This window comes from Ruania halotolerans, from assembly GCF_021049285.1.
Taxonomy (GTDB): domain Bacteria; phylum Actinomycetota; class Actinomycetes; order Actinomycetales; family Beutenbergiaceae; genus Ruania; species Ruania halotolerans.
Map to the genome: position 1 here is coordinate 1,373,486 of NZ_CP088017.1, position 23,458 is coordinate 1,396,943.

20 protein-coding genes are annotated in these 23,458 nt (G+C 66.8%); 14 read left to right on the top strand and 6 right to left on the bottom strand.

All coding sequences use genetic code 11. The annotated features are described in order from the left end of the window. Positions 1-17: 17 nt before the first annotated feature. From atpA to LQF10_RS06040, 7 genes are read left to right on the top strand one after another with little or no spacing between them, the layout of a single operon-like run. Entirely contained in the window at positions 18-1,646 is a 1,629-nt protein-coding gene (gene atpA / locus LQF10_RS06010; protein WP_231066578.1) for a F0F1 ATP synthase subunit alpha, read from the top strand. Between the two features lie 3 nt (positions 1,647-1,649). Beyond that, a complete protein-coding gene (locus LQF10_RS06015) occupies positions 1,650-2,543 on the top strand; it encodes a F0F1 ATP synthase subunit gamma (RefSeq protein ID WP_231066579.1) in 894 nt (297 codons plus the stop codon). A gap of 28 nt (positions 2,544-2,571) precedes the next feature. Beyond that, positions 2,572-4,035 carry a F0F1 ATP synthase subunit beta gene (atpD, locus tag LQF10_RS06020; RefSeq protein WP_231066580.1) on the top strand — a complete coding sequence of 488 codons (1,464 nt, stop codon included), beginning with the start codon at positions 2,572-2,574 and terminating at the stop codon, positions 4,033-4,035. 41 nt (positions 4,036-4,076) lie between these two features. Continuing rightward, the gene (locus LQF10_RS06025) at positions 4,077-4,358 is read left to right on the top strand and encodes a F0F1 ATP synthase subunit epsilon (protein ID WP_231066581.1); all 282 of its coding nucleotides are present in this window, start codon (positions 4,077-4,079) and stop codon (positions 4,356-4,358) included. Positions 4,359-4,365: 7 nt separating this feature from the next. Continuing rightward, positions 4,366-4,785 carry a DUF2550 family protein gene (locus LQF10_RS06030; protein ID WP_231066582.1) on the top strand — a complete coding sequence of 140 codons (420 nt, stop codon included), beginning with the start codon at positions 4,366-4,368 and terminating at the stop codon, positions 4,783-4,785. A 46-nt stretch (positions 4,786-4,831) separates the two neighbouring features. Continuing rightward, the gene (gene nucS / locus LQF10_RS06035) at positions 4,832-5,524 is read left to right on the top strand and encodes an endonuclease NucS (protein WP_231066583.1); all 693 of its coding nucleotides are present in this window, start codon (positions 4,832-4,834) and stop codon (positions 5,522-5,524) included. A 10-nt stretch (positions 5,525-5,534) separates the two neighbouring features. Next, positions 5,535-6,764: an N-acetylglucosamine-6-phosphate deacetylase gene (locus LQF10_RS06040; protein WP_231066584.1), complete on the top strand. Its 1,230-nt coding sequence runs from the start codon at positions 5,535-5,537 to the stop codon at positions 6,762-6,764. A gap of 109 nt (positions 6,765-6,873) precedes the next feature. Here LQF10_RS06040 and LQF10_RS06045 read toward each other — a convergent pair whose 3' ends face one another. The 5 genes from LQF10_RS06045 to LQF10_RS06065 form a co-directional block, all read right to left on the bottom strand. Continuing rightward, entirely contained in the window at positions 6,874-8,904 is a 2,031-nt protein-coding gene (locus LQF10_RS06045; RefSeq protein ID WP_231066585.1) for a beta-galactosidase, read from the bottom strand. A gap of 83 nt (positions 8,905-8,987) precedes the next feature. Further along, positions 8,988-9,884, bottom strand: coding sequence for a carbohydrate ABC transporter permease (locus tag LQF10_RS06050; RefSeq protein WP_231066586.1), 897 nt, complete (start codon positions 9,882-9,884; stop codon positions 8,988-8,990). Then, the gene (locus LQF10_RS06055; RefSeq protein WP_231066587.1) at positions 9,884-10,813 is read right to left on the bottom strand and encodes a carbohydrate ABC transporter permease; all 930 of its coding nucleotides are present in this window, start codon (positions 10,811-10,813) and stop codon (positions 9,884-9,886) included. Before LQF10_RS06055 ends, LQF10_RS06050 begins: the two co-directional genes overlap by 1 nt. A 71-nt stretch (positions 10,814-10,884) precedes the next feature. Continuing rightward, the gene (locus LQF10_RS06060; RefSeq protein WP_231066588.1) at positions 10,885-12,189 is read right to left on the bottom strand and encodes an ABC transporter substrate-binding protein; all 1,305 of its coding nucleotides are present in this window, start codon (positions 12,187-12,189) and stop codon (positions 10,885-10,887) included. Positions 12,190-12,368: 179 nt separating this feature from the next. Next, positions 12,369-13,400, bottom strand: a complete 1,032-nt coding sequence (locus LQF10_RS06065; protein WP_231066589.1) for a LacI family DNA-binding transcriptional regulator — start codon at positions 13,398-13,400, stop codon at positions 12,369-12,371. A 154-nt stretch (positions 13,401-13,554) separates the two neighbouring features. On the opposite strand from LQF10_RS06065, the gene yicI reads away from it, so the two are divergent. The 3 genes from yicI (at position 13,555) to LQF10_RS06080 (ending at position 17,642) form a co-directional block, all read left to right on the top strand. Then, positions 13,555-15,825 (top strand): alpha-xylosidase, encoded by a 2,271-nt coding sequence (yicI, locus tag LQF10_RS06070; RefSeq protein WP_231066590.1) that lies wholly within the window; start codon positions 13,555-13,557, stop codon positions 15,823-15,825. 65 nt (positions 15,826-15,890) lie between these two features. Beyond that, positions 15,891-17,303 (top strand): GH1 family beta-glucosidase, encoded by a 1,413-nt coding sequence (locus LQF10_RS06075; RefSeq protein ID WP_231066591.1) that lies wholly within the window; start codon positions 15,891-15,893, stop codon positions 17,301-17,303. A 30-nt stretch (positions 17,304-17,333) separates the two neighbouring features. Next, positions 17,334-17,642: an Rv1322 family protein gene (locus tag LQF10_RS06080; RefSeq protein ID WP_231066592.1), complete on the top strand. Its 309-nt coding sequence runs from the start codon at positions 17,334-17,336 to the stop codon at positions 17,640-17,642. 32 nt (positions 17,643-17,674) lie between these two features. Here LQF10_RS06080 and LQF10_RS06085 read toward each other — a convergent pair whose 3' ends face one another. Beyond that, positions 17,675-19,153 carry a glutamate-cysteine ligase family protein gene (locus LQF10_RS06085; protein ID WP_231067259.1) on the bottom strand — a complete coding sequence of 493 codons (1,479 nt, stop codon included), beginning with the start codon at positions 19,151-19,153 and terminating at the stop codon, positions 17,675-17,677. A gap of 216 nt (positions 19,154-19,369) precedes the next feature. Here LQF10_RS06085 and LQF10_RS06090 point away from each other — a divergent pair, with 216 nt between their 5' ends. The 4 genes from LQF10_RS06090 (at position 19,370) to LQF10_RS06105 (ending at position 23,451) form a co-directional block, all read left to right on the top strand. Next, positions 19,370-20,131 carry an alpha/beta fold hydrolase gene (locus LQF10_RS06090; RefSeq protein WP_231066593.1) on the top strand — a complete coding sequence of 254 codons (762 nt, stop codon included), beginning with the start codon at positions 19,370-19,372 and terminating at the stop codon, positions 20,129-20,131. Between the two features lie 156 nt (positions 20,132-20,287). Continuing rightward, positions 20,288-21,577 carry an ABC transporter substrate-binding protein gene (locus LQF10_RS06095; RefSeq protein ID WP_231066594.1) on the top strand — a complete coding sequence of 430 codons (1,290 nt, stop codon included), beginning with the start codon at positions 20,288-20,290 and terminating at the stop codon, positions 21,575-21,577. A 69-nt stretch (positions 21,578-21,646) separates the two neighbouring features. Further along, positions 21,647-22,582, top strand: coding sequence for a carbohydrate ABC transporter permease (locus LQF10_RS06100; protein ID WP_231066595.1), 936 nt, complete (start codon positions 21,647-21,649; stop codon positions 22,580-22,582). Further along, entirely contained in the window at positions 22,579-23,451 is an 873-nt protein-coding gene (locus tag LQF10_RS06105; protein WP_231066596.1) for a carbohydrate ABC transporter permease, read from the top strand. Before LQF10_RS06100 ends, LQF10_RS06105 begins: the two co-directional genes overlap by 4 nt. Positions 23,452-23,458 lie beyond the last annotated feature (7 nt).

The following is a 23,458-nucleotide window of genomic DNA, read 5'->3' on the forward strand; positions in this document are numbered from 1 at the left end:
GGAGAAGGACACACAAGATGGCTGAACTGACGATCAAGCCCGAGGAGATCCGGGCTGCGCTGGACAGCTTCGTGGACTCCTACGAGCCGTCCACGAGCGCGGCCGAGGAGGTCGGCACAGTCACCCTCGCGGCCGACGGTATCGCGGAGGTCGAGGGGCTGCCCGGTGTGATGGCGAACGAGCTGCTCACCTTCGAGGACGGTACGCTCGGCCTGGCGCTCAACCTGAACGTGCGGACCATCGGTGTGGTGGTACTCGGTGAGTTCAGCGGCATCGAACAGGGGCAGAGCGTGCGCCGGACCGGCGAGGTGCTCTCAGTGCCGGTCGGCGATGGGTACCTCGGACGCGTGGTGGACCCGCTCGGCAACGCGATCGACGGGCTCGGTGAGATCGCCACCGACGGGCGCCGCGCCCTCGAGCTGCAGGCTGCTGGCGTGATGGAGCGCAAGAGTGTGCACGAACCGCTGCAGACCGGGCTGAAGTCGATCGATGCGATGATCCCGATCGGTCGCGGTCAGCGCCAGCTGATCATCGGCGACCGGCAGACCGGGAAGACGGCGATCGCGCTCGACACGATTATCAACCAGAAGGCCAACTGGGACAGCGGCGATCCCGAGAAGCAGGTGCGCTGCATCTACGTCGCGATCGGGCAGAAGGGCTCCACCATCGCCTCCGTGCGCGGTGCGCTCGACGAGGCAGGGGCACTGGAATACACCACGATCGTGGCGGCGCCGGCCTCCGACGCGGCCGGCTTCAAGTACATCGCCCCGTACACCGGATCGGCCATCGGCCAGCACTGGATGTACCAGGGCAAGCACGTACTGATCATCTTCGACGACCTGTCCAAGCAGGCCGAGGCCTACCGCGCCGTCTCGCTGTTGCTGCGCCGCCCGCCGGGCCGTGAGGCCTACCCGGGTGACGTGTTCTACCTGCACTCCCGGCTGCTCGAGCGTTGTGCGAAGCTCTCCGACGAGCTCGGCGCCGGTTCGATGACCGGCCTGCCGATCATCGAGACCAAGGCGAACGACGTCTCGGCCTACATCCCGACGAACGTCATCTCCATCACCGATGGTCAGATCTTCCTCCAGTCGGACCTGTTCAACGCCAACCAGCGCCCCGCCGTCGACGTGGGTGTCTCGGTCTCCCGAGTCGGTGGTGACGCGCAGATCAAGGCGATGAAGAAGGTCTCCGGAACGCTGAAGATCGACTTGGCGCAGTACCGCTCGCTGGAGGCGTTCGCAATGTTCGCCTCTGACCTCGACCCGACGTCACGCCGTCAGCTCACCCGGGGCGCACGCCTCATGGAGTTGCTCAAGCAGCCGCAGTACAGCCCGTACAACGCCGAAGACCAGGTCGTCTCGATCTGGGCCGGCACCAAGGGATACTTCGACGATGTCGAGCTCTCCGACGTGCGCCGCTTCGAGTCTGAGCTACTCGACCACGTCCGCCGCCACACCGGCGTGATGGACGCGATCGTCAGCACGGGCAAGTTCGAGGAGGACACCGAGACCGAGCTCACCGCCGCGGTGGAGAAGTTCCGCTCGTCCTTCCTCGGCTCCGAGTCCTCCCCGGTCGGCGAGGAAGTCTCCGACGGAGACGACGTCGACGTCGACCAGGAGCAGATCGTCCGGCAGAAGCGGGGCTGAGGAATGGGCGCCCAGCAGCGGATCTATAAGCAGAGGATCAGGTCGACTCAGACCCTGAAGAAGATGTTCCGCGCCATGGAGCTCATTGCCGCCTCTCGGATCGGCAAGGCACGGGACCGCGCAGTCAAGGCAAGCCCGTACGCACGCGCGATCACTCGGGCGGTCTCGGCCGTGTCCACCCACGCCGATATCGAGCATCCGCTCACCTCCGAGCGGACCGACACCAACCGGGCCTCCGTCCTTGTCATCACAGCGGACCGTGGTCAGGCGGGAGCGTACTCCGCAAGCGTGCTACGCGAGGCCGAGCGCCTGCGCCTGCAGCTCGAGGAAGAGGGCAAGGAAGTCGCCCTTTACGTGACGGGTCGGCGCGGCGTGAACTACTACCAGTTCCGCCGCCGCGAGATCGTGCGGAGCTGGACCGGGGACTCCGACAACCCGGCGCTGGAGACCGCCGAGGAGATCGGCAACGTCTTGCTGGAGGCCTTCCAGGCACCGGTGGACGACGGGGGCGTGGCCGAGCTGCACGTGGTCTTCACGCAGTTCAAGTCGATGGTCGCCCAGGAACCACAGGTCATCCGACTGCTCCCCCTGGAGGTCGTCGATGGCGTCGCTCCGGCCGGGGAGAAGGCACTCCCGCTCTATGAGTTCGAACCCTCCGCCGAGGGGGTCCTGGACGCGTTGTTGCCGCGGTACATCCGCAGCCGACTGTTCAACGCGTTGCTGCAGGCGGCGGCCTCGGAGCTCGCTGCCCGTCAGCGCGCGATGAACACGGCCACCAAGAACGCCGAGGACATCATCCGGAAGTACACCCGGCTTGCCAACCAGGCCCGGCAGGCCGAGATCACCCAGGAGATCAGCGAGATCGTCTCGGGTGCCGACGCCCTGGCCGCGAGCTGAGCATCAACCCACACGAAGGAACGCAACCATGACTGCTACCGCAACCGAGGCACAGGCCAGCGGCGCCGGCGAGCCCGGCGTGGGTCGGATCGCCCGCGTGATCGGCCCCGTGATCGATATCGAGTTCCCGCCGGACGCCATTCCGGAGATGTACAACGCCCTGAAGACCTCGGTGGAACTGCCGGGGCAGGACGCCTACGAGATGACGCTCGAGGTCGCCCAGCACCTGGGTGACAACCTGGTGCGTGCCATCGCCCTCAAGCCCACCGACGGCCTCGTGCGTGGCTCGGAGGTCCGAGACACGGGTGAACCCATCACGGTCCCGGTCGGTGACATCACCAAGGGCAAGGTCTTCAATGTCATCGGTGAAGCACTGAACCTGCCCGAGGGTGAGACCCTCGAGGTGAGCGAGCGCTGGCCGATCCACCGCCAGCCGCCGGCGTTCGACCAGCTCGAGTCGAAGACTCAGATGTTCGAGACCGGCATCAAGTCGATCGACCTGCTCACCCCATACGTGCAGGGTGGAAAGATCGGTCTGTTCGGTGGAGCCGGCGTCGGCAAGACGGTGCTCATCCAGGAGATGATCTACCGTGTGGCCGCCGATCACGGCGGTGTGTCCGTATTTGCTGGGGTTGGGGAGCGCACCCGTGAGGGTGGCGACCTCATTGCCGAGATGGACGAGGCCGGGGTCTTCGAGAAGACCGCCTTGGTCTTCGGTCAGATGGACGAGCCGCCAGGCACGCGTCTGCGCGTTGCGCTGTCCGCCCTGACCATGGCGGAGTACTTCCGCGATGTGCAGAAGCAGGACGTGCTGTTGTTCATCGACAACATCTTCCGGTTCACCCAGGCCGGTTCCGAGGTCTCCACGCTGCTTGGCCGGATGCCGTCCGCCGTGGGTTACCAGCCGAACCTTGCCGATGAGATGGGTCTGCTGCAGGAGCGCATCACCTCCACGCGTGGGCACTCCATCACCTCCCTGCAGGCCATTTACGTGCCAGCGGACGACTACACCGACCCCGCCCCGGCGACGACCTTCGCCCACTTGGACGCGACCACGGAACTCTCTCGCGAGATCGCATCTCGCGGTCTGTACCCCGCGATCGACCCGCTGGCCTCGACCTCGCGGATCCTCGACCCGCAGTACGTGGGTGAGGAGCACTACCGCGTGGCGAACCAGGTCAAGGCGATCCTGCAGAAGAACAAGGAACTGCAGGACATCATCGCCATCCTCGGTATCGACGAGCTGTCCGAAGAGGACAAGGTCACCGTGAACCGCGCTCGCCGCATCGAGCAGTTCCTCTCCCAGAACACCTACATGGCGGAGAAGTTCACCGGTGTGGCCGGCTCGACGGTGCCGCTCTCGGAGACCATCGAGGCCTTCAGCAAGATCGCCGGTGGCGAGTTCGATCACGTGCCCGAGCAGGCCTTCTTCAACATCGGTGGCCTCGAGGACCTCGAGAAGAACGCGGCCCGGTTGCGCGCTGAGGACTGAGTCAGCCCGACCGATCGAGACGACGAACGAAGGAGGGCGGCGTGCCGCTCACGGTGGAGATGGTCTCCGCGGACCGCACGTGGTGGTCCGGGGAGGCGACGAGCGTCGGTGCGCCGGCGGCGGACGGTGACATGGGGATCCGCCCAGGCCACCAGCCGGTACTAGCCGTGCTGCGCCCCGGCATGGTCCGGGTACATCCGGCTGATGGTGAGCCAGTGACCATGGAGGTCAGCGGAGGCTTCCTCTCGGTGGACCACGACGACGTGACGATCGTGGTGGACCCCACCACGTCGGCGGACGCCACGGGCGCTGGGGAGAACTGAGCCACCTATGCGAATGGTGATGGTCGCCGTCGTTGTGGTGATCATCGCTGCCCTGCTGCTCGGTCTGCTCTTCTTCTGGCGCCTGCGCGCTCTGGGGCGCCGAGTCGGATCCTTCGAGTGCGCAGTGCACGTGCACACGCGCGCTCACTGGAAGGCCGGCATTGCGGCCTACACACGAGACCACCTCGATTGGTACGAGGTGGTCTCGTTGTCTTTACGGCCCACCTACCGGTGGGGTCGGCGGGAGTTGGACATCCTCGACCGTCATCGCCGGACGCTCGCCGGTCAGGCCGAGCCGGTGAGTGAGGTGCGCTGCCAGTACCGGGGTGAGGAGTTCCGGGTGGTTGCCGAGGACGGCGCACTGGACGGGCTGAGATCCTGGCTGGAGGCGGCGCCACCCGATACGAGCACTTCTCGTATCGTGTGAGCGCGCACTCGTCGAGGGCGCTGAACGACGAAAGGGCAAGATACGCGTGAGGATCGTCATAGCGGCATGCTCGGTGGACTACACCGGGCGGCTGACTGCGCATCTGCCGTTGGCCACGCGGGTGCTCATGGTGAAGGCCGATGGATCCGTACTGGTGCACTCCGACGGCGGATCATACAAACCGCTGAACTGGATGTCCCCGCCGTGCACGCTCACCGAGTCCGAGCCGACTCCGGAGCAGCGTGAGGTCGGCGTCCAGGCCGTGTGGACGGTGCAGAACACCAAGTCCGATGATCGGCTCATCGTCTCCGTGCACGAGCTGCACGCTGAGCACTCCTACGAGCTGGGTGTGGACCCCGGGCTCGTCAAGGACGGGGTGGAGGCACACTTGCAGAAGCTGCTTGCCGAGCAGATCGGCCTGCTCGGCCAAGGCCACTCGCTGATCCGCCGCGAGTATCCGACGGCGATCGGCCCGGTGGACATCCTGGCCCGGGGGGCTGCCGGTCACGTGGCGGTGGAGATCAAGCGGCGCGGGGACATCGACGGAGTCGAACAGCTCACCCGCTATCTGGACTTGCTGAACCGCGATCCGCTGCTGGCGCCGGTCGAAGGGGTGTTCGCCGCCCAGGAGATCAAGCCACAGGCGCGGGTGCTGGCGACGGACCGGGGGATCCGGTGCGTGGTCCTCGACTATGACGCAATGCGTGGGATCGACGACGTCGATTCGCGCCTGTTCTGAGAGGTTGGCGATGCAGGCAGGTCAGGAACGGGTCGTCCGCGGCCGGGTGGTCACGCCGGAGGGCGAGATCGCCGACGGCGTGGTGATTGCCGACGGCGACCGGCTCGCCTGGGTCGGTGCTGCCGACGAGGCGCCGGGCGAGTACCGCGAGGCGATCGCCGCTGTGCCGGCCGCACCGCAGGCGTACGTGCTCCCCGGGCTGGTGGACATCCACAACCACGGTGGTGGGGGTGCCAGCATCCCCGCAGTTCAGGACATCGCCGAAGGACTGCGCGCGGTGAACGAGCATCGTCGGTACGGCACCACCCGGATGCTCGCTTCGCTCGTGACGGCAGCGCCGGAGGTGCTGCTTGCCCGGGTGGCGGTACTCGCTGACCTGGCCGATGCCGGTGAGATCGAGGGGATCCACTCCGAAGGGCCCTTCCTGGCGAGCGCCCGCTGTGGTGCCCAGGATCCGGCGTTCCTCATCGACGGCGATCCCGCTCTGGTCGCTGCCATGGCGGAGGCCGCACGTGGTCATCTGGCCACGATGACTGTTGCTCCGGAGGTGCCGGGGGCCGGGCAGGTTCTCGATGCACTGTGTGACGTCGGCGCGCTGCCCTCCATCGGCCACACGGACGCCTCGGCACCCGACACCCGGGCCGCCGTCGAACGCCTCGTGGCTCGGTTCGGGACTGACGGCCGGCGACCCACAGTGACCCACCTGTTCAACGGGATGCGGCCGTTGCATCACCGCGAACCTGGACCCATCCCGGTGGTTCTTGCGGCCGCCCGCCGCGGCGAGGTCGTGCTGGAGCTCATCGGAGATGGTGTGCACCTGGATCCGGAGTTGGTGCGGGACGTGGTCGAGATCGTGGGGCCGCAGAACGTGGCGTTGGTGACCGATGCGATGGCCGCGGCGGGGATGGCCGACGGCGACTACCGGCTCGGCAGCCTCGACGTCCAGGTGGCCGACGGCGTGGCTCGCCTCGTCGAAGGCGGCTCCATTGCCGGCGGTACGGCTCACCTGATCGATGTGGTGCGGATCAGTGTGGCCGGGGGAGTGCCGCTTGCCGACGCCGTCCGCAGTGCCTCCCTCACTCCGGCCGAGGTGCTGCGATCACGCTTGGGTGCGGACAACTCTGGAGCGTTGTTCGGCGCCCTCCGGCCCGGCTATCAGGCCGATGTGGTCGTCACGGACCCCGATCTGCAGGTGCAGCGTGTGGTCCGCAACGGGGTCGACGTGCCGCGAGAGCGGTAGCACCCCCTTTCGCCGATAGGCTCCCTCGCGCGAGGAAACGTCCCGTCCCAGCGGCGGAGTTCTCCTGACTGCGTGGATGGGTGATCGACGCTGGCGCACAGGAGGGTGATCACACGGCCGTGACGTGCCACGTGGCGCCGGGACGTTCACGGATCACGGCGACCTCACCAGGGGTGAGGAGGAGACCGCGGTCGGTGGTGCGGCCAGTGAGAAGGTCCTCGCCGGTACCGGCGATGCGGACGGCCTCGTTGCCGTGGTGCAGGCAGAACAGATAGTCCCCCCGGGCCGCACGGCGGCGCACCACCTCCAGACCCGTTCCGACGGCGTCCGGGAGGGTCGGCGTGACGCCGTGGGCTTGGCACAGGGTCGTCCAGAAAGCGTCCCGGGACTTCTGGACCAGCCGTGCCGACAGGTATGTCGCCGTGCCGCCACCGACCCTACGACGAGCGATCGCTGGCAGACCTGCGAGGTCGCCGTCGGCGTAGGCGGCCACCTCGTCGGCAGTCTCCAGGTGCATCCGCTCGGTCCACTGTTCGATCTCGGCGCCGTCGGTGAGGGTATGTGTGCGACCGGCGGCGAGCGGGCGAATCTCCTCGACGCGCACGCCGAGCAGGTCCCGCAGCCGGCCGGGGTAACCGCCAAGGACCACGCGCTGGTTCTCGTCAGCCACACCGGTGAAGTGCCCGACCACCAGGTGACCGCCGGCCTCGACATACGCGGTCAGCCAGGAGACGGTCGCGTCGTCCAGCGCAAACATGCTCGGAACTGCCAGGATCCGGTAGCCGGTGGCGTCGGCGCGTGGGCGGACGAAGTCGCAGGCGATCCCGGCGCGCCACAGGGAACGGTGGGTGGCGCGTACCTCCGCGGCATAGCTGAGCTCCTCGTTCGGCAGGTGCGGGGTGTCCAGCGACCACCAACCGTTCGCATCCCAGACGATGCCGATCTGCGCTTCGATCAAGGGGCCCTCGGCCGGCAGCTCAGCCACCTCGGCGATCTGCGCCAGCATGGCGCCGAGACGGACCACAGCGTCGAACGAGCGGCTCTGCGGGCCGGTGTGCGGAACGAGGGCGCCGTGCCAGGACTCGGCCCCTGCCGCGCCGGCGCGCCATTGGAAGAACAGGGAGCTCTGCGAACCGCGCGCGATGTACCCCAGCGAGTTGCGGATCATCCGGTCCGAATCCTTGACGAAGGTGCGGTCCGTTTCGCGGATCCCGGTGGCGTTCTGCTCCATCAGCAACCACGCACCGCCGGCCCACGAGCGGGTCAGGTCCGAGGCGTATGCCACATGTGCCTCACCGTCCGGCCCGCTGGTGTCCAGGTAGTGATCGATCGAGACCACGTCCTGGTGCTCAGCCCAATCCCACTGATCCAGGTGGTTCCAGGTGGGCAGCATGAAGTTGGTGGTCACCTGTGCTGTGGAGCCGGCGGCGCGGATCTCGGCGACCTGTTCGTCATAGGCCGCGAGCATCTCATCGGAGCAGAACCGCTTGAAGTCCACCACCTGCGCGGGGTTGGCCAGGTACTGGGTCTGCCGCGGCGGAAGGATGTCCTCCCAGTCGCTGTAGTGCTGGGACCAGAAGGCGGTGTACCAGGCATCGTTGAGCGTGCTCAGGTCGCCGTACTTGGCCTGCAGCCAGCGGCGGAACGCAGCCGCCGCATGCGGGCCGTGATCGATCGTGCCGTACTCGTTGTGGACGTGCCAGCCACGCAGCCGGGGGTGCTGACCGTACCGTTCGGCGAGGAACCGGGCCACCCGTCGGCAGGCCGCGCGGTACGCGGGTGCGCTGATTGCGTAGGTGTCCCGGGAGCCGTGCACCACCCGGGTGCCGTCCGGCCGCACCGGCATGGCGTCGGGATACACGCGGGTGAACCAGGGCGGTGGAGAGGCGGTCGGGGTGGCCAGGAAGAAGGAGATGCCGGCCTCGTCCAGGGTGGCGATGACCTCGTCAAGCCACGCGGCGTCGAACTCACCTTCGCGCGGCTCGAGGACCGCCCAGGAGAAGACACCGATCGTGGTGGTATTCACTCCCGCCCGGCGCATGAGTTCCATGTCCTCGGTCCACACCTCCCGCGGCCACTGTTCAGGGTTGTAGTCGCCGCCGAACAGGAACCCGGCGGTACCGGATGCGATCTCAGACAAGTCGTTCTCCTGTGCTTCACTCGCGATGTGGTGGGGGTGGGGTGTCGCGTGGGGTGTGGGAGGTGGGGGCAGCGGTGGGGTGGTCAGCCCTTGATACCGCCGCTGATCAGATCGAGGCGCCAATAGCGTTGCAGCACCAACATCATCACCACCAGCGGGATGATCGCCACCGCAGCACCGATGATGGCCAGGCTGTACAACGACGGAGTGCCTGAGCCCTTGGAGAGCAGCGTGTACAGGCCCACGGTGAGGGGGTACATCCGCTCGTCGGAGAGCATGATGAACGGCAGCAGGAAGTTGTTCCAGATGCCCACGAACTGCAGCAGGAAGATCGTGACCATACCGGGAACCATCATGGGCAGTGCCACGGCAGTGAAGATCCGTGCATCGTGCGCGCCGTCGATCCGAGCCGCCTCCATCGTGTCATTCGGAATCGCTGAGGCGGCATAGACGCGGGCCAGATAGATCCCGAACGGTGAGATCAGGGACGGCAACAGCACCGACCAGTAGCTTCCGGCCAGCCCGATCTCCGACATCAGCAGGTACTGCGGGATGGCCAACGTGATCCCCGGCAGCAGCACGCCGCCGAGGATCGCGTAGAAGACCGCCTGCCGGCCCGGGAAGGCGTACTTGGCCAGCGCGAAACCGGCCATCGTCGAGATCAGGGTGCACGCCAATGAGCCGAAGCCCGCGAAGATCAGACTGTTCAGTGCCCACTGGCCGAACTGGCCGCCACCGTAGCTGAACAGATCACGCAGGTTGTCGAGCAGACCAGATCCGGGTGCGAACGTGAACGTGGTGAACAACTCGGAGTTGGACTTCGTCGAGGCGATCACCACCCATGCCACGGGTACCAGGCAGTAGAGCGCCCCGAGGAGAAGGACGAGGGTCGGCAGCACGCGGTGTGGTCTGCGCGATCGTGCCGGTGCTGGGCCAGTGAGAGGAATCACTGTCGGCCGAGGCGCGTTGGCGGTGCTCATCAGGACTCTCCGAAGGTGCGCCGCTGAGCCAGGCGCAATAGCAGAACGGACACGATCAGGGTGCCCAGCGCGAGGACCACCGACGATGCGGCCGCCAGGGACAGATCATCCCGGACGAACGCGTCACGGTAGATCTTCATCAACGGGACCCAGGTCTGGGAGATCGAGTTGGTCATCGGTCGTAGCGTCGTCGGCTCGCCGTACACCTGCAGGGTGCCGATCAGGGCGAACAGACCCGTCAGCACCAGCGCCGGACCCACCAGCGGGATCTTGATCCGGTAGGCGATATGCCACTCGTTCGCACCATCGAGGCGCGCCGCCTCGTACAGCTCACCCGGAATGCCGCGCAGCGAGGTGTACAGGATGATCATGTTGAACCCCACGCCGGTCCAGATCGCGATGTTGGCGACCGAGGGAAACAGCATCGAACCGTCCAGCACGTTGATCGGATCCAGGCCGAGGCGGCGCAGCACGAAGTTGAGTGGGCTGGTCGAGGGCAGGTACAGGAAGCCCCACAGCAGCGAGGCGATGACGCCGGGCACGGCGTACGGGATGAAGATCGCCGTCCGAGCAAATCGAGCGCCGGCCACCCGGGGCAGATCGAGCAGGAGCGCGAACGTCAGTGCCAAGCCCAGGGTCAGTGGAACGGCAATGAAACCGTAGACCGCCAGGCGGCCGAAGCCGGCCAGGAACTCCGGGTCGGCGAACGTGGCCGCGTAGTTGCTCAAGCCCACCCACGTCTCCTCCTGCACGCCGAACGGGCCGGTGCCGCTCACCCGCAGCCCCCGGAAGCTGAGGAAGATGGCGTAGCCGATCGGGACGGCGAGGAACCCGAGGTAGAGCAGTCCCGCCGGCAAAAGGAAGGTGTAGGGGGCGACCCACCGGCGCCGCGTGCGGCGGGCGGTCCTCGGATCGGTCACGGTGCTCATCGCACGCGCTCTCCTTCGTCGGGCCGGCGCCGGCGGCCGCGTGGCAGCGGCCGCCGGCGTCCGTGGTTGGATCAGTCTGAGGTGACCGTGAAGCCGGTGGTCTCCATGTCATCGACCACCACGTCCTGGGTGGTCGCCAGCGCCTCGCGTAACGGCGTGCCGTTCTCGATGGCGGACGCCATGGCGTCCTGGAAGGCACTCGAGGCGACGTTGACGTTCGGGCCCCAGCTGATGTCAGGCATGGTGTTCGCGGCGATATCGGCGGCCACCTGCCAGTAGTCCTCCTGCTGCGGCATCAGCAGCGGTGGTTCCGAGTCGAGGGTGAGTTGCTGTCCGCTCAGTGAGGCCGGGTACTGGCCCTGCTCGATCTGGATCGCGGCGGCCTCGTCGCTGGCACCCATCCAGGCCGCGAACTCCGCTGCGGCCTCCGGGTATTCGGCCGAGGTGGTGACCACCACGGCGGAACCGCCCTGGAAGGCCACCGAGGAGTCGCCCTCGGTCCACTGCGGTAACGGGGCCATCGCCCAGTCTCCGGCCATTGGCTCGCCAACGCCGTAAAGGACTCCGGCCGCCCACAAACCTGCCGGCCAGGAGAGGATTTCCCCCTCATTCAAGGCTGCGTTCCACTCGGGGGTGAGCAGCGGTTCGGCGAGGACGAGGTCACGGTCGACCAAGTCCTGCCAGTAGTCGGCCACCTCGAGAGACGCCTCGTCATCGATACCGACGGTCCATGCGTCGCCGTCAACGGTCCACCACTGGCCTCCCGCCTGCTGTGCGAACCCGGCGAACCCGCCGAACTCGCCGGGGGCGAAGGTGGTGATGTAGGTGTCCGGGTCCGCAGCGCGGACCGCCTCGGCGGCCTCGGCGAACTCTTCCCATGTGGTCGGCACCTCGATGCCGAGTTCATCGAAGCGGGCCTGGTTGTAGGTCAGGGCCATCGGCCCGGCGTCCTGTGGGACTCCGTAGCTTGCACCGTCAAACGTGGCCTGGCCCCAGACCCCTGGAGCGAAGTCACTCTCGAGGTCTGCGGTGTAGGCGCTGATGTCCGCGGCCACACCTGCCACGATCATCGCCGGAAGCGTGTTGTACTCGACGATCGCCACGTCGGGGGCGTTCTCCGCGCGGGTAGCGGTGACCAGCTTCGCGGAGGAGTCCGACCCGCCGCCGGCGTCAGTGTGCACCACCTGGATGTCCGGATGAGACTCGTTCCATGCGTCAACCATGGGCTGCTGGGCAGTACCCCAGGCCCAGTAGTCGATCGTGACCGGGCCGTCCGCGCTCGTCTCGGCCGCACCCCCCGAATCGCCTGACGAACATGCGGCCAGGGCAATGCCGGCCACGGATGCGGCGGCGACCGCCAGGAACTTCTTACGCATGGGTCACATCTCCTTCGACGTGCTGGGTGAAGCGGGTGACGCTGAGGATCACCTGTTGAAGCGCTTCGACGACGGTGTCGATGATGACCGTCCAATCCGTTCGTGTCAATGCCATGTCCGCGGTGCCGACGGCGGCCCGTGGTCTGGGTGCGGTGGCGCACCCGGGGCGGTGCGCGATGTCAGGCAGGTGGCGCGCCAGTGCTCCCGCGCTCAGTCAGTTCGGCCCGGACCAAGCGGGTCTCCGAGGTGGCGCCGCCACGCAGCGCAGCGACCGCCATGTCCACAGCGGCAGCGCCGATCGCCTGGGCCGGTACGTCGATCGAACTGAGCGGCGCGGCCTGCTGCTCGGCGATACTCGGCGGGCACACCGCGATCACGGAGATGTCCTGCGGGACCGTCCAGTGCCGGTCGCGCAGGACGTCCAGCACGCTGGGCAGCGCCGCCTCGTGATGCACCACGAGCGCCGTAGCCCGATCCGGCCCTTCCAAGACGGGCGCCAAGGCGGCGGCCACGGAATCTCGCCGGGCGGCGGTGGGGGCGATGCTGAACTGCACCCCGGCAAGGCCGGACTGTTCGCGCAAGCCACGGACCATGCGTTCGGTGAAGGACATCCGCCGTTCGAAGGTGGTGGTGGGCGGACCCACCATCGCGATCCGGCGGTGCCCCCGGGCCGCCAGGTGCCGGATCGCGAGCCTCCCGGCATTCTCGAAGTCGAAGTCAACGCAACTCAGGCCATGTGGATCATCCGGCAGACCGATCAGGATGGCCGGCATCTGGGCCCGGGACAGTGCCTCGACGCGCGGGTCCTCGGCCTGGATGCTCATCGTGATGATCGCGTCCGCCGTAGAGCCGGCCCAGACCCGTTCTGCCGCGCCCGGGTCATCGTCGGTGAGCAGGAGGACGTCGTAGCCCAGGGCGCGCGCCCTGGGCGCGATCCCGGCCACGAACTGCATGAGGACGTTGACGTCGATGTCCGGGCGCAACGTCTGTGTGCCGGGCAACAGGGGGAGCGGCACCATCAGGGCGAGCACATTCGTGCGAGCTGACGCCAGGGCACGGGCGCCAGCGTGTGGATGGTAGCCGAGTTCGGCGATGGCGGTCTGCACCTTCGTGCGGGTGGCAGCCGAAATGCTGCGCTTGCCGGAGAGGACGTAGGAGACGGTGGACGCGGCCACACCGGCGCGTTTGGCGACGTCTTCGATCGTGGCCATCGGTCTTCGTCCTCCTCGGTCCACCAGGGCGCCGCTTTGCGATCAGCGGGACGCCGCCCGTACAGTGCAGACCGTACAGTGTTGAAACGCTTCGACGATTGGTGTCGAAAGCGATCCGCTGTCCTCAGTTGGGGATGAGCACGGGAAGGCGACGATGAAGTTCACCGATGGCTATTGGCAGACGATGCCGGGCGTGGAGATTCTTCGCCCGAGGGCAATCGAGTCGGTGGTGAATAGTGGTGATCACCTGCTGGTGCATGCCTCCACCGCGCCCCTTCGCCACCGAGGGGACACGCTGAACCGCCCGATGATCACCATCCGGGTGGATGCACCGGCCGAGGGCGTGATCGGGGTTCGGATCGAGCACTTCACCGGTAGGCGCGAGCATGGCCCACGCTTCGCACTCGCCGGCACGGACGCGGGCCCGCAGGTGGATGTGCCGGCGAGCGGACCCGCCACGCTCACCTCGGGCGGCCTGACCGCTCGGGTCGCCACCGAAGGGCCTTGGTCGCTGGAACTGGTGCGCACGGACGGCACTGTGCTGACCACGGCGACCGATCGCGGCACCGCCTTCATCGCCACCCCGGAGGGGCCGTTCGTGCGCGAACAGCACGCACTGGGCATCGGTGAGCACCTGTACGGTCTCGGCGAGCGGTTCGGGCCGCTGGTCAAGAATGGTCAGAGCGTCGATATCTGGAACGCCGACGGCGGTACCGCGTCCGAGCAGGCCTACAAGAACGTTCCGTTCCACCTGTCCGATCGTGGCTACGGGGTTTTCGTCGACCACCCCGAGCGGGTCTCATACGAGATCGGCACCGAGGTGGCCTCACGCACCCAGTTCTCGGTGCCGGGGCAACGCCTGCAGTACTACGTGATCGATGGCCCGGATCCGAAGGATGTGTTGCGCCGCTACACCGCGCTCACCGGCCGGCCCGCACGGGTACCGACGTGGTCCTACGGCCTGTGGCTGTCGACCTCATTCACCACCGACTATGACGAGGCCACGGTGACCTCGTTCATCGACGGGATGGCCGAACGTGACCTGCCGCTGTCGGTGTTCCACTTCGACTGCTTCTGGATGCGCCAGTTCCACTGGAGTGACTTCGTCTGGGATCCGGCGACCTTCCCCGATCCGGAGGGCATGCTGGCCCGTCTGCACGAACGGGGCCTGAAGGTCTGTGTGTGGGTGAATCCGTACATCGCCCAGCGCTCCCACCTGTTCGCTGAAGCTGCCGAGCAGGGGTTCCTGGTCACCACGCCTGAGGGTGACGTGTGGCAGTGGGACATGTGGCAGGCAGGGATGGGGCTGGTGGACTTCACCAATCCGCAGGCATGGGAGTGGTTCCAGGACAAGTTGCGGGTGCTGCTGGGCCAGGGCGTGGATGCCTTCAAGACCGACTTCGGCGAGCGGATCCCGACCGACGTGGTCTGGCATGACGGCTCCGATCCGCAGCGGATGCACAACTACTACGCCCAGCTCTACAACCAGTGTGTGTTCGAGCTGCTCGAGGCCGAGCGCGGTGAGGGTGATGCGGTGCTGTTCGCCCGGTCAGCGACGGCCGGTGGGCAGCAGTTCCCCGTGCACTGGGGTGGTGACTGTGAGTCCACATTCACGGCCATGGCCGAGTCGCTGCGGGGCGGACTGTCGCTGGCAGCTTCCGGGTTTGGGTTCTGGAGTCACGACATCGGCGGTTTCGAAGGGACGCCCGAGGCGGCGGTGTTCAAACGGTGGGTAGCATTCGGGCTGCTTTCCTCGCACAGCCGGTTGCACGGGTCGAGTTCGTATCGCGTGCCGTGGGCGTTCGATGAGGAGGCGGTGGCGGTGACCCGTCACTTCACCCACCTCAAGCACCGGCTGATGCCCTACCTCGCGCGTGCCGGTCAGATCGCCTCCACCGAGGGGATACCGGTGATGCGGCCGATGGTGGTGGACTTCCCGGACGATCGATCCGTCACGGCAGCCGACACCCAGTACATGCTCGGTGGCGACTTGCTGGTAGCGCCGGTGTTCGACGAACGGCAGGTGGAGTACTACCTCCCGGAGGGCACCTGGACGCAAGTACCTTCCGGTGAGCGGGTGACCGGTGGCCGATGGGTGCGCGAGACGCACGGTTTCGACTCGGTGCCGTTACTGGCCCGCCCGGGCAGTGTGATCGCGTTCGGGGCTCGTACGGACCGGCCTGACTACCCCTATGCCGACGGTGTGGAGCTGCATGCGTTCGATCTCACCGAGGGCGCCGAGGTGGTGGTGCAGGTCCCCACGCCCGACGGCGGAGCGTGCGCTGCCGAGTTCACCGTGCGCCGCCTGGCCGGTCACCTCGAGGCCACCCTGGTGCGGGGCGCCGCGCACGACTGGGCACTGGTGCACCGGGGCGAGCGGCACCGAGCCGACGGGCCCGTCCTGACCGTGCCGATCGCCGACTGATTCGGCCAACCGCTGACTCACTGTCCGGATCACGGACTGACCCGCCGATGCGAAGGAAGCTCACGATGACTGCCTTTCCACCCGACTTCGTCTGGGGCTCGGCCACCGCCGCCTACCAGGTCGAAGGTGCCGCCACCGAAGGTGGCCGCGGCCCGTCCATCTGGGATGTCTTCTCCCACACTGCCGGGACCACGTTGAACGGCCACACCGGGGATGTGGCGATCGATCACTACCACCGCATGCGAGACGACGTGGCGCTGATGACGCAGCTCGGTCTGCAGGCGTATCGCTTCTCGATCTCCTGGCCCCGGGTCCAGCCCGGCGGGCGCGGAGAGCCGAATGCCGAGGGCCTGGCCTTCTACTCCGGCCTCGTCGATGCCCTGCTCGAGGCGGGTATCACTCCGGTGGTCACGCTCTACCACTGGGACCTACCCGCCGAACTACAGGAAGACGGTGGCTGGACGAACCGGGAGACGGCCTCCGCCTTTGCCGACTACGCCCGCATTGTCGCGCGAGCGCTCGGTGATCGGGTGGCGGTCTGGACCACGCTGAACGAGCCCTGGTGTAGCGCCTTCCTCGGCTACGCCTCAGGTGTGCACGCCCCCGGGGTGACCGATCCGGTCTCCGCACTACGCGCCGCGCACCACCTGAACCTGGCACACGGCATGGCGGCGGCAGCGATCCGCGCCGAACTCGGGCCGGACACCACGATCGCGGTGTCCCTGAACACGCACGTCACCCGCCCGGCGGACGCGGCCCGCCCTGGCGACGTGGACGCTGTGCGGCGACTGGACGCCGTCGGCAATCGGATCTTCCTTGACCCGATGCTGCGCGGACATTACCCGGCCGACCTCCTCGACGATCTCGCGCACCTCACCGACTTCTCGTTCGTGCAGGAGGGCGATACGGCGCTGATCCATCAGCCGATCGACCTGCTCGGCGTGAACTATTACTGCACCGGCGAGGCGCGAGAGTTCCGCGGCGGTGCGCGGGCCACCTCCACCGCCCATGGCGACTCGGCGCACAGTCCGTGGGTGGGCGCCGATGACGTGGAGTTCCTCCCGATGTCCGGACCACAGACGGCGATGGGCTGGAACATCGACCCAGATGGCCTGGTGGAGCTGCTGCACCGGCTGCACGAGGACTATGGGGTGCCGCTCGTCGTCACCGAGAACGGTGCTGCCTTCGAGGATGTGGTGAGTCCGGGCGGGACCGTGCACGATGCGGACCGGATCGCGTATCTCCATGGCCACATCGAGGCCGTCGGGAAGGCTCGGGAGGCCGGGGTCGATGTCCGTGGCTACTTCGTCTGGTCACTCTTCGACAATTTCGAGTGGGCCTATGGGTACGAGCGCCGATTCGGGATCGTGCGGGTCGACTACGAGACGCAGCGGCGCACGCTGAAGGACTCGGCGCACTGGTATGCCCGACTCGTCGCGAGCGGGGAACTGCCGGTGCCGATGCGTCCGACGGTGTGAGCCAGGGTCCCCGCGGGTGATACTGGGACGATGGTTCGCCCGTCCCGGAAGCGTCGTTACGCCGAGCCCCACCCCGAACTCGACGTCGAGGCCGTGCTGCGCGGCCGCCCACGCGTGGAGTCCGGGCCCGGTGGTGGGCAGTGGAATGTGCGTGAGGTGGCCGGCTCGCCGGACAAGACCTACCGATGCCCGGGGTGTGAACAAGAGATCCCTCCGGGTGTGGGGCACGTGGTTGCGTGGGGTGAGGAGCACATCTTCGGCGCCGACGCTGCGCTGGCAGAGCGACGGCATTGGCATCGGAGCTGCTGGCGCGCCAGGCACCGGCGTGGGCCCCGCTGACCGAATATGCTGGGTGCGGGTCGTCGGGTGCGCTAGGCAGGGACGTCCCAGGTGTGCACGGGCTCGTTGGAGTGCATCCCGGCCAGGTAGTGCTGCAGCATCTGGGTGAGCGCGTCGGTGCGGCTGGCGCCGCGTTGCTCGAGGGCAGCAACGGTCTGGGTCTGCCACCACGCTCCGTTCCGGCGAAGTTTGCAGCGCGCCTCGATGATCGGCAAGTAGCGGTCGATCACGTGCTGGGAGACACCCCGCCGCGCCAGACCTTCGGCTGCCAGCGGTAGCAGGTGCCGCAACACCAACTCGTCCCAGGGCACCTCACCGTATCCGGGCCAGTACATCTGGGCCTCGACGCCATCGCGGGCGCCTGCGGTGAAGTTGTCATGAGCGGCTGCGAACGAGATGCGTGTCCAGGGTGGTCGCTCTTCGCGGGCGAGCATCTCCAGCGCGCCGTAGTAGAAGGCGGCGTTGGCGAGGACGTCCACCACAGTGGGGCCGGCGGGGAGCACGCGATTCTCCACCCGGAGATGGGCCTCGCCGTCCACCACGTCGTAGACCGGGCGGTTCCACCGGTAGACGGTGCCGTTGTGCAACCGCAGCTCCTGCAGGCGCGGCGTCCGCCCCGCCGCCAGCTCTGCCTCGGGATCCTCGTCGGTGCACTCGGGCAACAGCGCAGGGAAGTAGCGGACGTTCTCTTCGAACAAATCGAAGATGGAGGTGATCCATCCCTCGCCGAAGAAGACCGGAGGGCGAACACCCTGATTGCGCAGCTCGGGCGAACGCGTATCGGTAGCCTGCAGGAACAGCTCCGTGCGCGTCTCCGCCCAGAGCTGCTTGCCGAACAGGAACGGTGAATTGGCGCCGAGGGCGAGCTGCGGTCCGGCGAGCAGTTGGGCGGCGTTCCAGTGCGCGGCGAAGTCGCCGGGGGAGACCTGCAGGTGCAGTTGCACCGAGGTGCAGGCCGACTCCGGTGCGATCGTGCCGGTGGCCATCCGCAGCGGTTCCGGGCCCGAGATGTCCAGGTCGAGATTCTCGCGGCGAGCGGCGAAGACCGCTTCCTCCAGCGCTTGATAGCGGGGGTTGGCGCTCATCCAGTTGCCGGTCAGATGCTCTGGGCGCAGTGTCGGCAGAATCCCGATCATTGCGATCGAGGCGCCACGGCGTTGGGCGCGTTCGTCGGCGACGTCCAGATGCTGGCGCAACCGCCGCTCCAGATCGAGCATGGCGTCTCCCGGAAGCTCTGCGGGCGGGACGTTCAACTCGATGTTGTAGCGGGCCAGTTCAGTCTGGAACGCGGGGTCGGCGATCTCGGCGAGGACCTGCGCGTTCCGCATCGCCGGCTGATACTCGGCGTCGACCAGATTAAGTTCGATCTCCAACCCGCTGCGGGAGGGTGCATCGGCGAAGTGGTGCGTGCTGAGCATCCCTTCGAAGACGTCGAGGCAGCGCCGCACCTTCTCGCGATACCGCTGGCGTTCCTCGCGGGAGAACGTGTGCGTGGTGATCTCATCGCCCATCGCGAGCTCCTCTAGATCGGTGACCGCCATCCGGCGTCCTCACATCCCACCATCGAGGCGCCATACCCGCCACACGCTCTGACTCACCCACTGGAATCCACATCCACGAATCGAATCCACCTGCACCCCCGTGTGTGGTGGATTCGACTCGCGGAAGTGGATTCGATCCGTAGGCTGCGTAGGCACCGCACACCTCATCCGATGGAGGGATCGCTCATGCTGGCGGCAACCTGGTACGGACCGGAAGTGACCGAGCCGCTCGTGCTCCTGCACGGGTTCCCGTTCGACTCGCGCATGTGGGAGACCACCGTGGCCGCGATGCCCACGGCAGGGGTACTCACCATCGACGCACCAGGGTTCGGCGCTTCCCCAGCGATCGACGGCGGCCTGGAAGACTACGCGGATGCGGTCGCGCAGACGCTCGCCCATCGCGGCGTGCGCCGTGCCATCGTGGCCGGGCTATCGATGGGTGGCTACACAGCACTGGCGTTCGCCGAGCGGCACCCCGGCCGGCTGGCGGGTATCGGCCTGTTGGACACCAAAGCAGGCGCCGATCCGGAGCCGGCACGTGAGAACCGGCTCCGCGTGGCCGAGGCGGCCCTAGGGCCGGAAGGCCCGGCGGCGGTGGCGCCGATGATCGACGCCCTGATCGCCCCAGATGCCGCCGGCGAGGTGCGTGCCACTGTGACCCGATGGCTCGAGGAGGCACCGCCGTCGGGAATCGCGTGGGCGCAGCGCGCGATGGCGGCCCGGCCCGACCGGCTCTCCGCACTCGAGAATCTCCGGGTGCCCGCGCTCGTCCTGCGGGGAAGCGAGGACGCCCTGGCAAGTCGCGTCGACCACGAGACGATGGCCCGTGCGCTGGGAACGGACGTGGTGGAAGTCACTGGCGCGGGGCACATGAGCGCCATCGAGACACCCTCTTCGGTGGCCGATGCCTTGTCAGACCTCACGAATCGGTCCCGGAGCGCCGCCTGAGGTTGTCACCTGTGTCCGAGTTGTGACCGGACTATGTCAGGACAAACCTTGCGTTCATCCCGACATGTCGCCTACTCTCCGAGGTAAACGCTTCCCGTGCCAACGGCGTCGACCCCCGGTGGCTCCCGGCACACTCAACGATGAGAGGTACACCTCATGAATCCCATTCTTGGTCGTCGACAGGTCCTCGCCGGTGGGCTCGCCTCCGGTGCCGCTGTGGTCGGGCTTTCTGCCTGCAACTCCGGCGGAGGAGACGGTGGAGGCGGTAACGGCACCGACGTCGGAACGCTGCAGTTCTACCTCTCCGGAGATGCGAACCAGGGCGGCGGGTACGCCCACATGGCAGAGAAGTACACCGAGGAGACTGGTGTGCAGATCGAGATCGTCGACGTCGCCAACGACGACCTGCAGACGCGGTTGAGCAATGCTGCCCTCGCCAATGACCTCCCGGCGCTTGCCCGGATCGGTGCGGTGGACCCGCAGTGGAAGGACGCCACCCGCGACCTTGCCGAGATCGCCGAGGCCTCCGGCGCCCTGACCGACCTCTCCGTGGTGGACGAGAGCGGCAAGGTGCTATCCCTACCCAGCGACGTGACCGCCGTCGGGCTGTTCCTGAACAAGTCCCTCTTCGATGAGGCCGGGGAGAGCTACCCGACCTCCGAGGACGAGATCTGGACCTGGGATGAGTTCGTGGCCACGGTCAAGCGAGTTCAGGAAGCCACCGGCGCCAGCTTCGGCATGGTGATGGACCGGACTTCGCACCGGCTCAAGTCCTTCCTATACGAGTTCGGCTCGAACGCCTTCATCGCCGACGAGAACGACCAGTACCAGACGAACGAGAACACCAAGCCCGCGCTCGAGTACTTCTACGGGCTCAACGACGACTCCTTCATGCCCCGGTCCGTATGGCTCTCCGACGGTGACCCGAACGCGCTGTTCAAGAGTGGTGACGTGGTCTCCTACTACTCGGGCTCGTGGCAGATCGCGGACTTTGAGGAGAACATCGCCGACTTCGAGTGGGTCTCGGTCTACCTTCCGGTCCAGCCGGTGCGTGCGACGAACTACGGCAACGCAGCGTCGATCGTGGTGTTCGAGGGCGAGCAGTCCGATGCTGCCTACGACTTCATCAACTGGCTGTACCAGAGCGAGAACTACACCGAGCTCAGCGAGACCTCCGGTTTCCTGCCTGCCGTGGAAGGCGTCGAGATCTCCTACGAGAACAACCAGGAGTTCTTCGACCTCTACAACGCCGAGATCGCCGCAAGCGACCCGATCGTCGGCGAGGTGAAGGCTCAGGAGCTGCTGTTCCAGGCAGAGGGCATCTTCATCGAGGGTGATCCGGTGCGTGACGAGGTCGTGAAGTACCTCAACGATGAGCAGGACGTGGACGCGACCATCGCGAACATCAACGAGCAGCTGACCGCGGCGCTCGCCGCCATCCGCTGATCTTCCGGCGTGCCCCGCCCCGCGGGGCACGCCGTCCGGTTTGTTCTCACCATCGAAGGAGGCGCGCGGATGACCGCGTCCACTGCCGAGAAGGCTCCGCCCGCTGGGGTGCCCACCCCGCGCCACCGCCGTTCCAGGATTCGCCGCGGGCAGGTCATCGCCCCGCTCATCTTCATCGCCGCTGCCGTGGTGCTGTTTGCCCTGTTCTTCGTGTGGCCGGGCGTATTCGGCTTCATCTATTCGCTGTCGAACTACCGCGGCTTCGGTGTTCCCGAGATCATCGGCTTCGACAACTACACCCGGTTGTTCGGCGACCCAGAGTTCTACAGCGCACTCGGGCGCACCTTCATTTTCGCGGGTCTGTCCGTACCGCTGCATTACGTGATCCCGCTCGGTCTCGCCGTGCTGCTCACCACCAAGTTCGCCCGTGGGCAGACGGTGGCGCGCGCAGTCTTCTTCTTCCCCTGGCTCATCTCCCCGATCGTCAACGGTGTGATCTGGCGGTGGCTGTTCGGCGAGAACTTCGGTTTCTTCAACTACTTCCTTTCCATCTTCGGGATCGGGCCGTTGCAGTGGCAGACCAACGGCGAACTGGCCCTGGTCGTGGTGCTGATCGCTGGCACCTGGGGCGGCACGGCGTTCACGATGTTGCTGTTCATCGCGGCGCTGCGGAACATTCCGAAGTCCTACCTGGAAGCGGCGGCGATCGACGGCGCCACCGGGTGGCAGCGCTTCCGGCGGATCACGCTCCCGCTGCTTGCACCGACCACGTTCTTGGTGGTCCTGCTCACCACGATCGGGGCGATGAAGGAGTTCGCGATGATCCAGGCGCTCAACGGTGGTGGCCCGGGCACGGAGAACGTGTTGATGGTGCAGTACATCTATCGCACCGGCTTTGAGCGCGGAGACATCGGCTACGCCAGTGCCGCCTCGATGGTGCTCATGGTGATCCTCATTCTGATCGCCCTGATCCAGATGCGCTTCGACCGGAAGGACGTCCAGTGAGTAGGGCAGGCACCAAGACGGGCACAGCGACCATCACCGAGCCCGTACGGGGCAAGAAGAAGTCCGTTGCCCCCGGGACGATCCTGCTCTGGGTGCTGGTGGCTGTGTACGCGTTCCCGCTGCTCTGGTTCGTGCTCAGCTCGTTCAAGCCCGGTAGCGAGCTGTTCAGCCTGCCGCTGTCGATCCTGCCGGAGAACTGGACGTTCTCGGGGTACGAGGCAGCGTGGAGCCGGTTCAACTTCGCCCGGTATTTCATGAACACAGGGATCGTCGCCGTGGTGACCACCGCGCTGACCGTGCTCGTCTCGTCGATGACTGGGTACGCGCTGGCCAAGTACAAGGCGTGGTGGCTGAACGTCTTCTTCATGTGCGTTCTGGCCACCACCATGCTGCCGACCGAGGTCATCATGCCCTCGACGTTCGTGGTGATCCGCGATCTCGGTCTGTACGACTCCCTCCCCGGCATCATCATCCCCTCGATCGTCACCGCGACCGGTGTGTTCATGTTCCGGCAGTACTTCAAGACGGTTCCGGACGAACTGCTCGAGGCGGCCCGGATCGACGGGGTCGGAGAGATCCGCACCTTCTTCTCCATCATGTTGCCGCTGGCCAAGCCAATGGCTGTGACGCTGGCGATCTTCTCCTTCCAGTGGCGCTGGAACGACTACATCTGGCCGTTGCTCGTGCTCAATGATCCGAACCAGTACACGCTGCAGATCGCGCTGCGTTCGATCGTGGGGGCGGACAACATCGACTGGTCGGTGCTGCTCTCGGCCTCGGTGATCTCGTTGCTGCCGATGATCATCCTGTTCCTGATCTTCCAGCGCCAGATCATGAGTGCCGATATGAACTCCGGGCTGAAGGACTGATCGCAGG

What these genes read in the sequence shown, in the direction of transcription:
- atpA (WP_231066578.1), top strand. Translation starts at nt 18, where the DNA reads ATGGCTGAACTGACGATCAAGCCCGAGGAGATCCGGGCTGCGCTGGAC.
- LQF10_RS06015 (WP_231066579.1), top strand. Translation starts at nt 1,650, where the DNA reads ATGGGCGCCCAGCAGCGGATCTATAAGCAGAGGATCAGGTCGACTCAG.
- atpD (WP_231066580.1), top strand. Translation starts at nt 2,572, where the DNA reads ATGACTGCTACCGCAACCGAGGCACAGGCCAGCGGCGCCGGCGAGCCC.
- LQF10_RS06030 (WP_231066582.1), top strand. Translation starts at nt 4,366, where the DNA reads ATGCGAATGGTGATGGTCGCCGTCGTTGTGGTGATCATCGCTGCCCTG.
- LQF10_RS06040 (WP_231066584.1), top strand. Translation starts at nt 5,535, where the DNA reads ATGCAGGCAGGTCAGGAACGGGTCGTCCGCGGCCGGGTGGTCACGCCG.
- LQF10_RS06050 (WP_231066586.1), bottom strand. Translation starts at nt 9,884, where the DNA reads ATGAGCACCGCCAACGCGCCTCGGCCGACAGTGATTCCTCTCACTGGC.
- LQF10_RS06055 (WP_231066587.1), bottom strand. Translation starts at nt 10,813, where the DNA reads ATGAGCACCGTGACCGATCCGAGGACCGCCCGCCGCACGCGGCGCCGG.
- LQF10_RS06060 (WP_231066588.1), bottom strand. Translation starts at nt 12,189, where the DNA reads ATGCGTAAGAAGTTCCTGGCGGTCGCCGCCGCATCCGTGGCCGGCATT.
- LQF10_RS06065 (WP_231066589.1), bottom strand. Translation starts at nt 13,400, where the DNA reads ATGGCCACGATCGAAGACGTCGCCAAACGCGCCGGTGTGGCCGCGTCC.
- yicI (WP_231066590.1), top strand. Translation starts at nt 13,555, where the DNA reads ATGAAGTTCACCGATGGCTATTGGCAGACGATGCCGGGCGTGGAGATT.
- LQF10_RS06075 (WP_231066591.1), top strand. Translation starts at nt 15,891, where the DNA reads ATGACTGCCTTTCCACCCGACTTCGTCTGGGGCTCGGCCACCGCCGCC.
- LQF10_RS06080 (WP_231066592.1), top strand. Translation starts at nt 17,334, where the DNA reads ATGGTTCGCCCGTCCCGGAAGCGTCGTTACGCCGAGCCCCACCCCGAA.
- LQF10_RS06085 (WP_231067259.1), bottom strand. Translation starts at nt 19,153, where the DNA reads ATGGGCGATGAGATCACCACGCACACGTTCTCCCGCGAGGAACGCCAG.
- LQF10_RS06090 (WP_231066593.1), top strand. Translation starts at nt 19,370, where the DNA reads ATGCTGGCGGCAACCTGGTACGGACCGGAAGTGACCGAGCCGCTCGTG.
- LQF10_RS06095 (WP_231066594.1), top strand. Translation starts at nt 20,288, where the DNA reads ATGAATCCCATTCTTGGTCGTCGACAGGTCCTCGCCGGTGGGCTCGCC.
- LQF10_RS06100 (WP_231066595.1), top strand. Translation starts at nt 21,647, where the DNA reads ATGACCGCGTCCACTGCCGAGAAGGCTCCGCCCGCTGGGGTGCCCACC.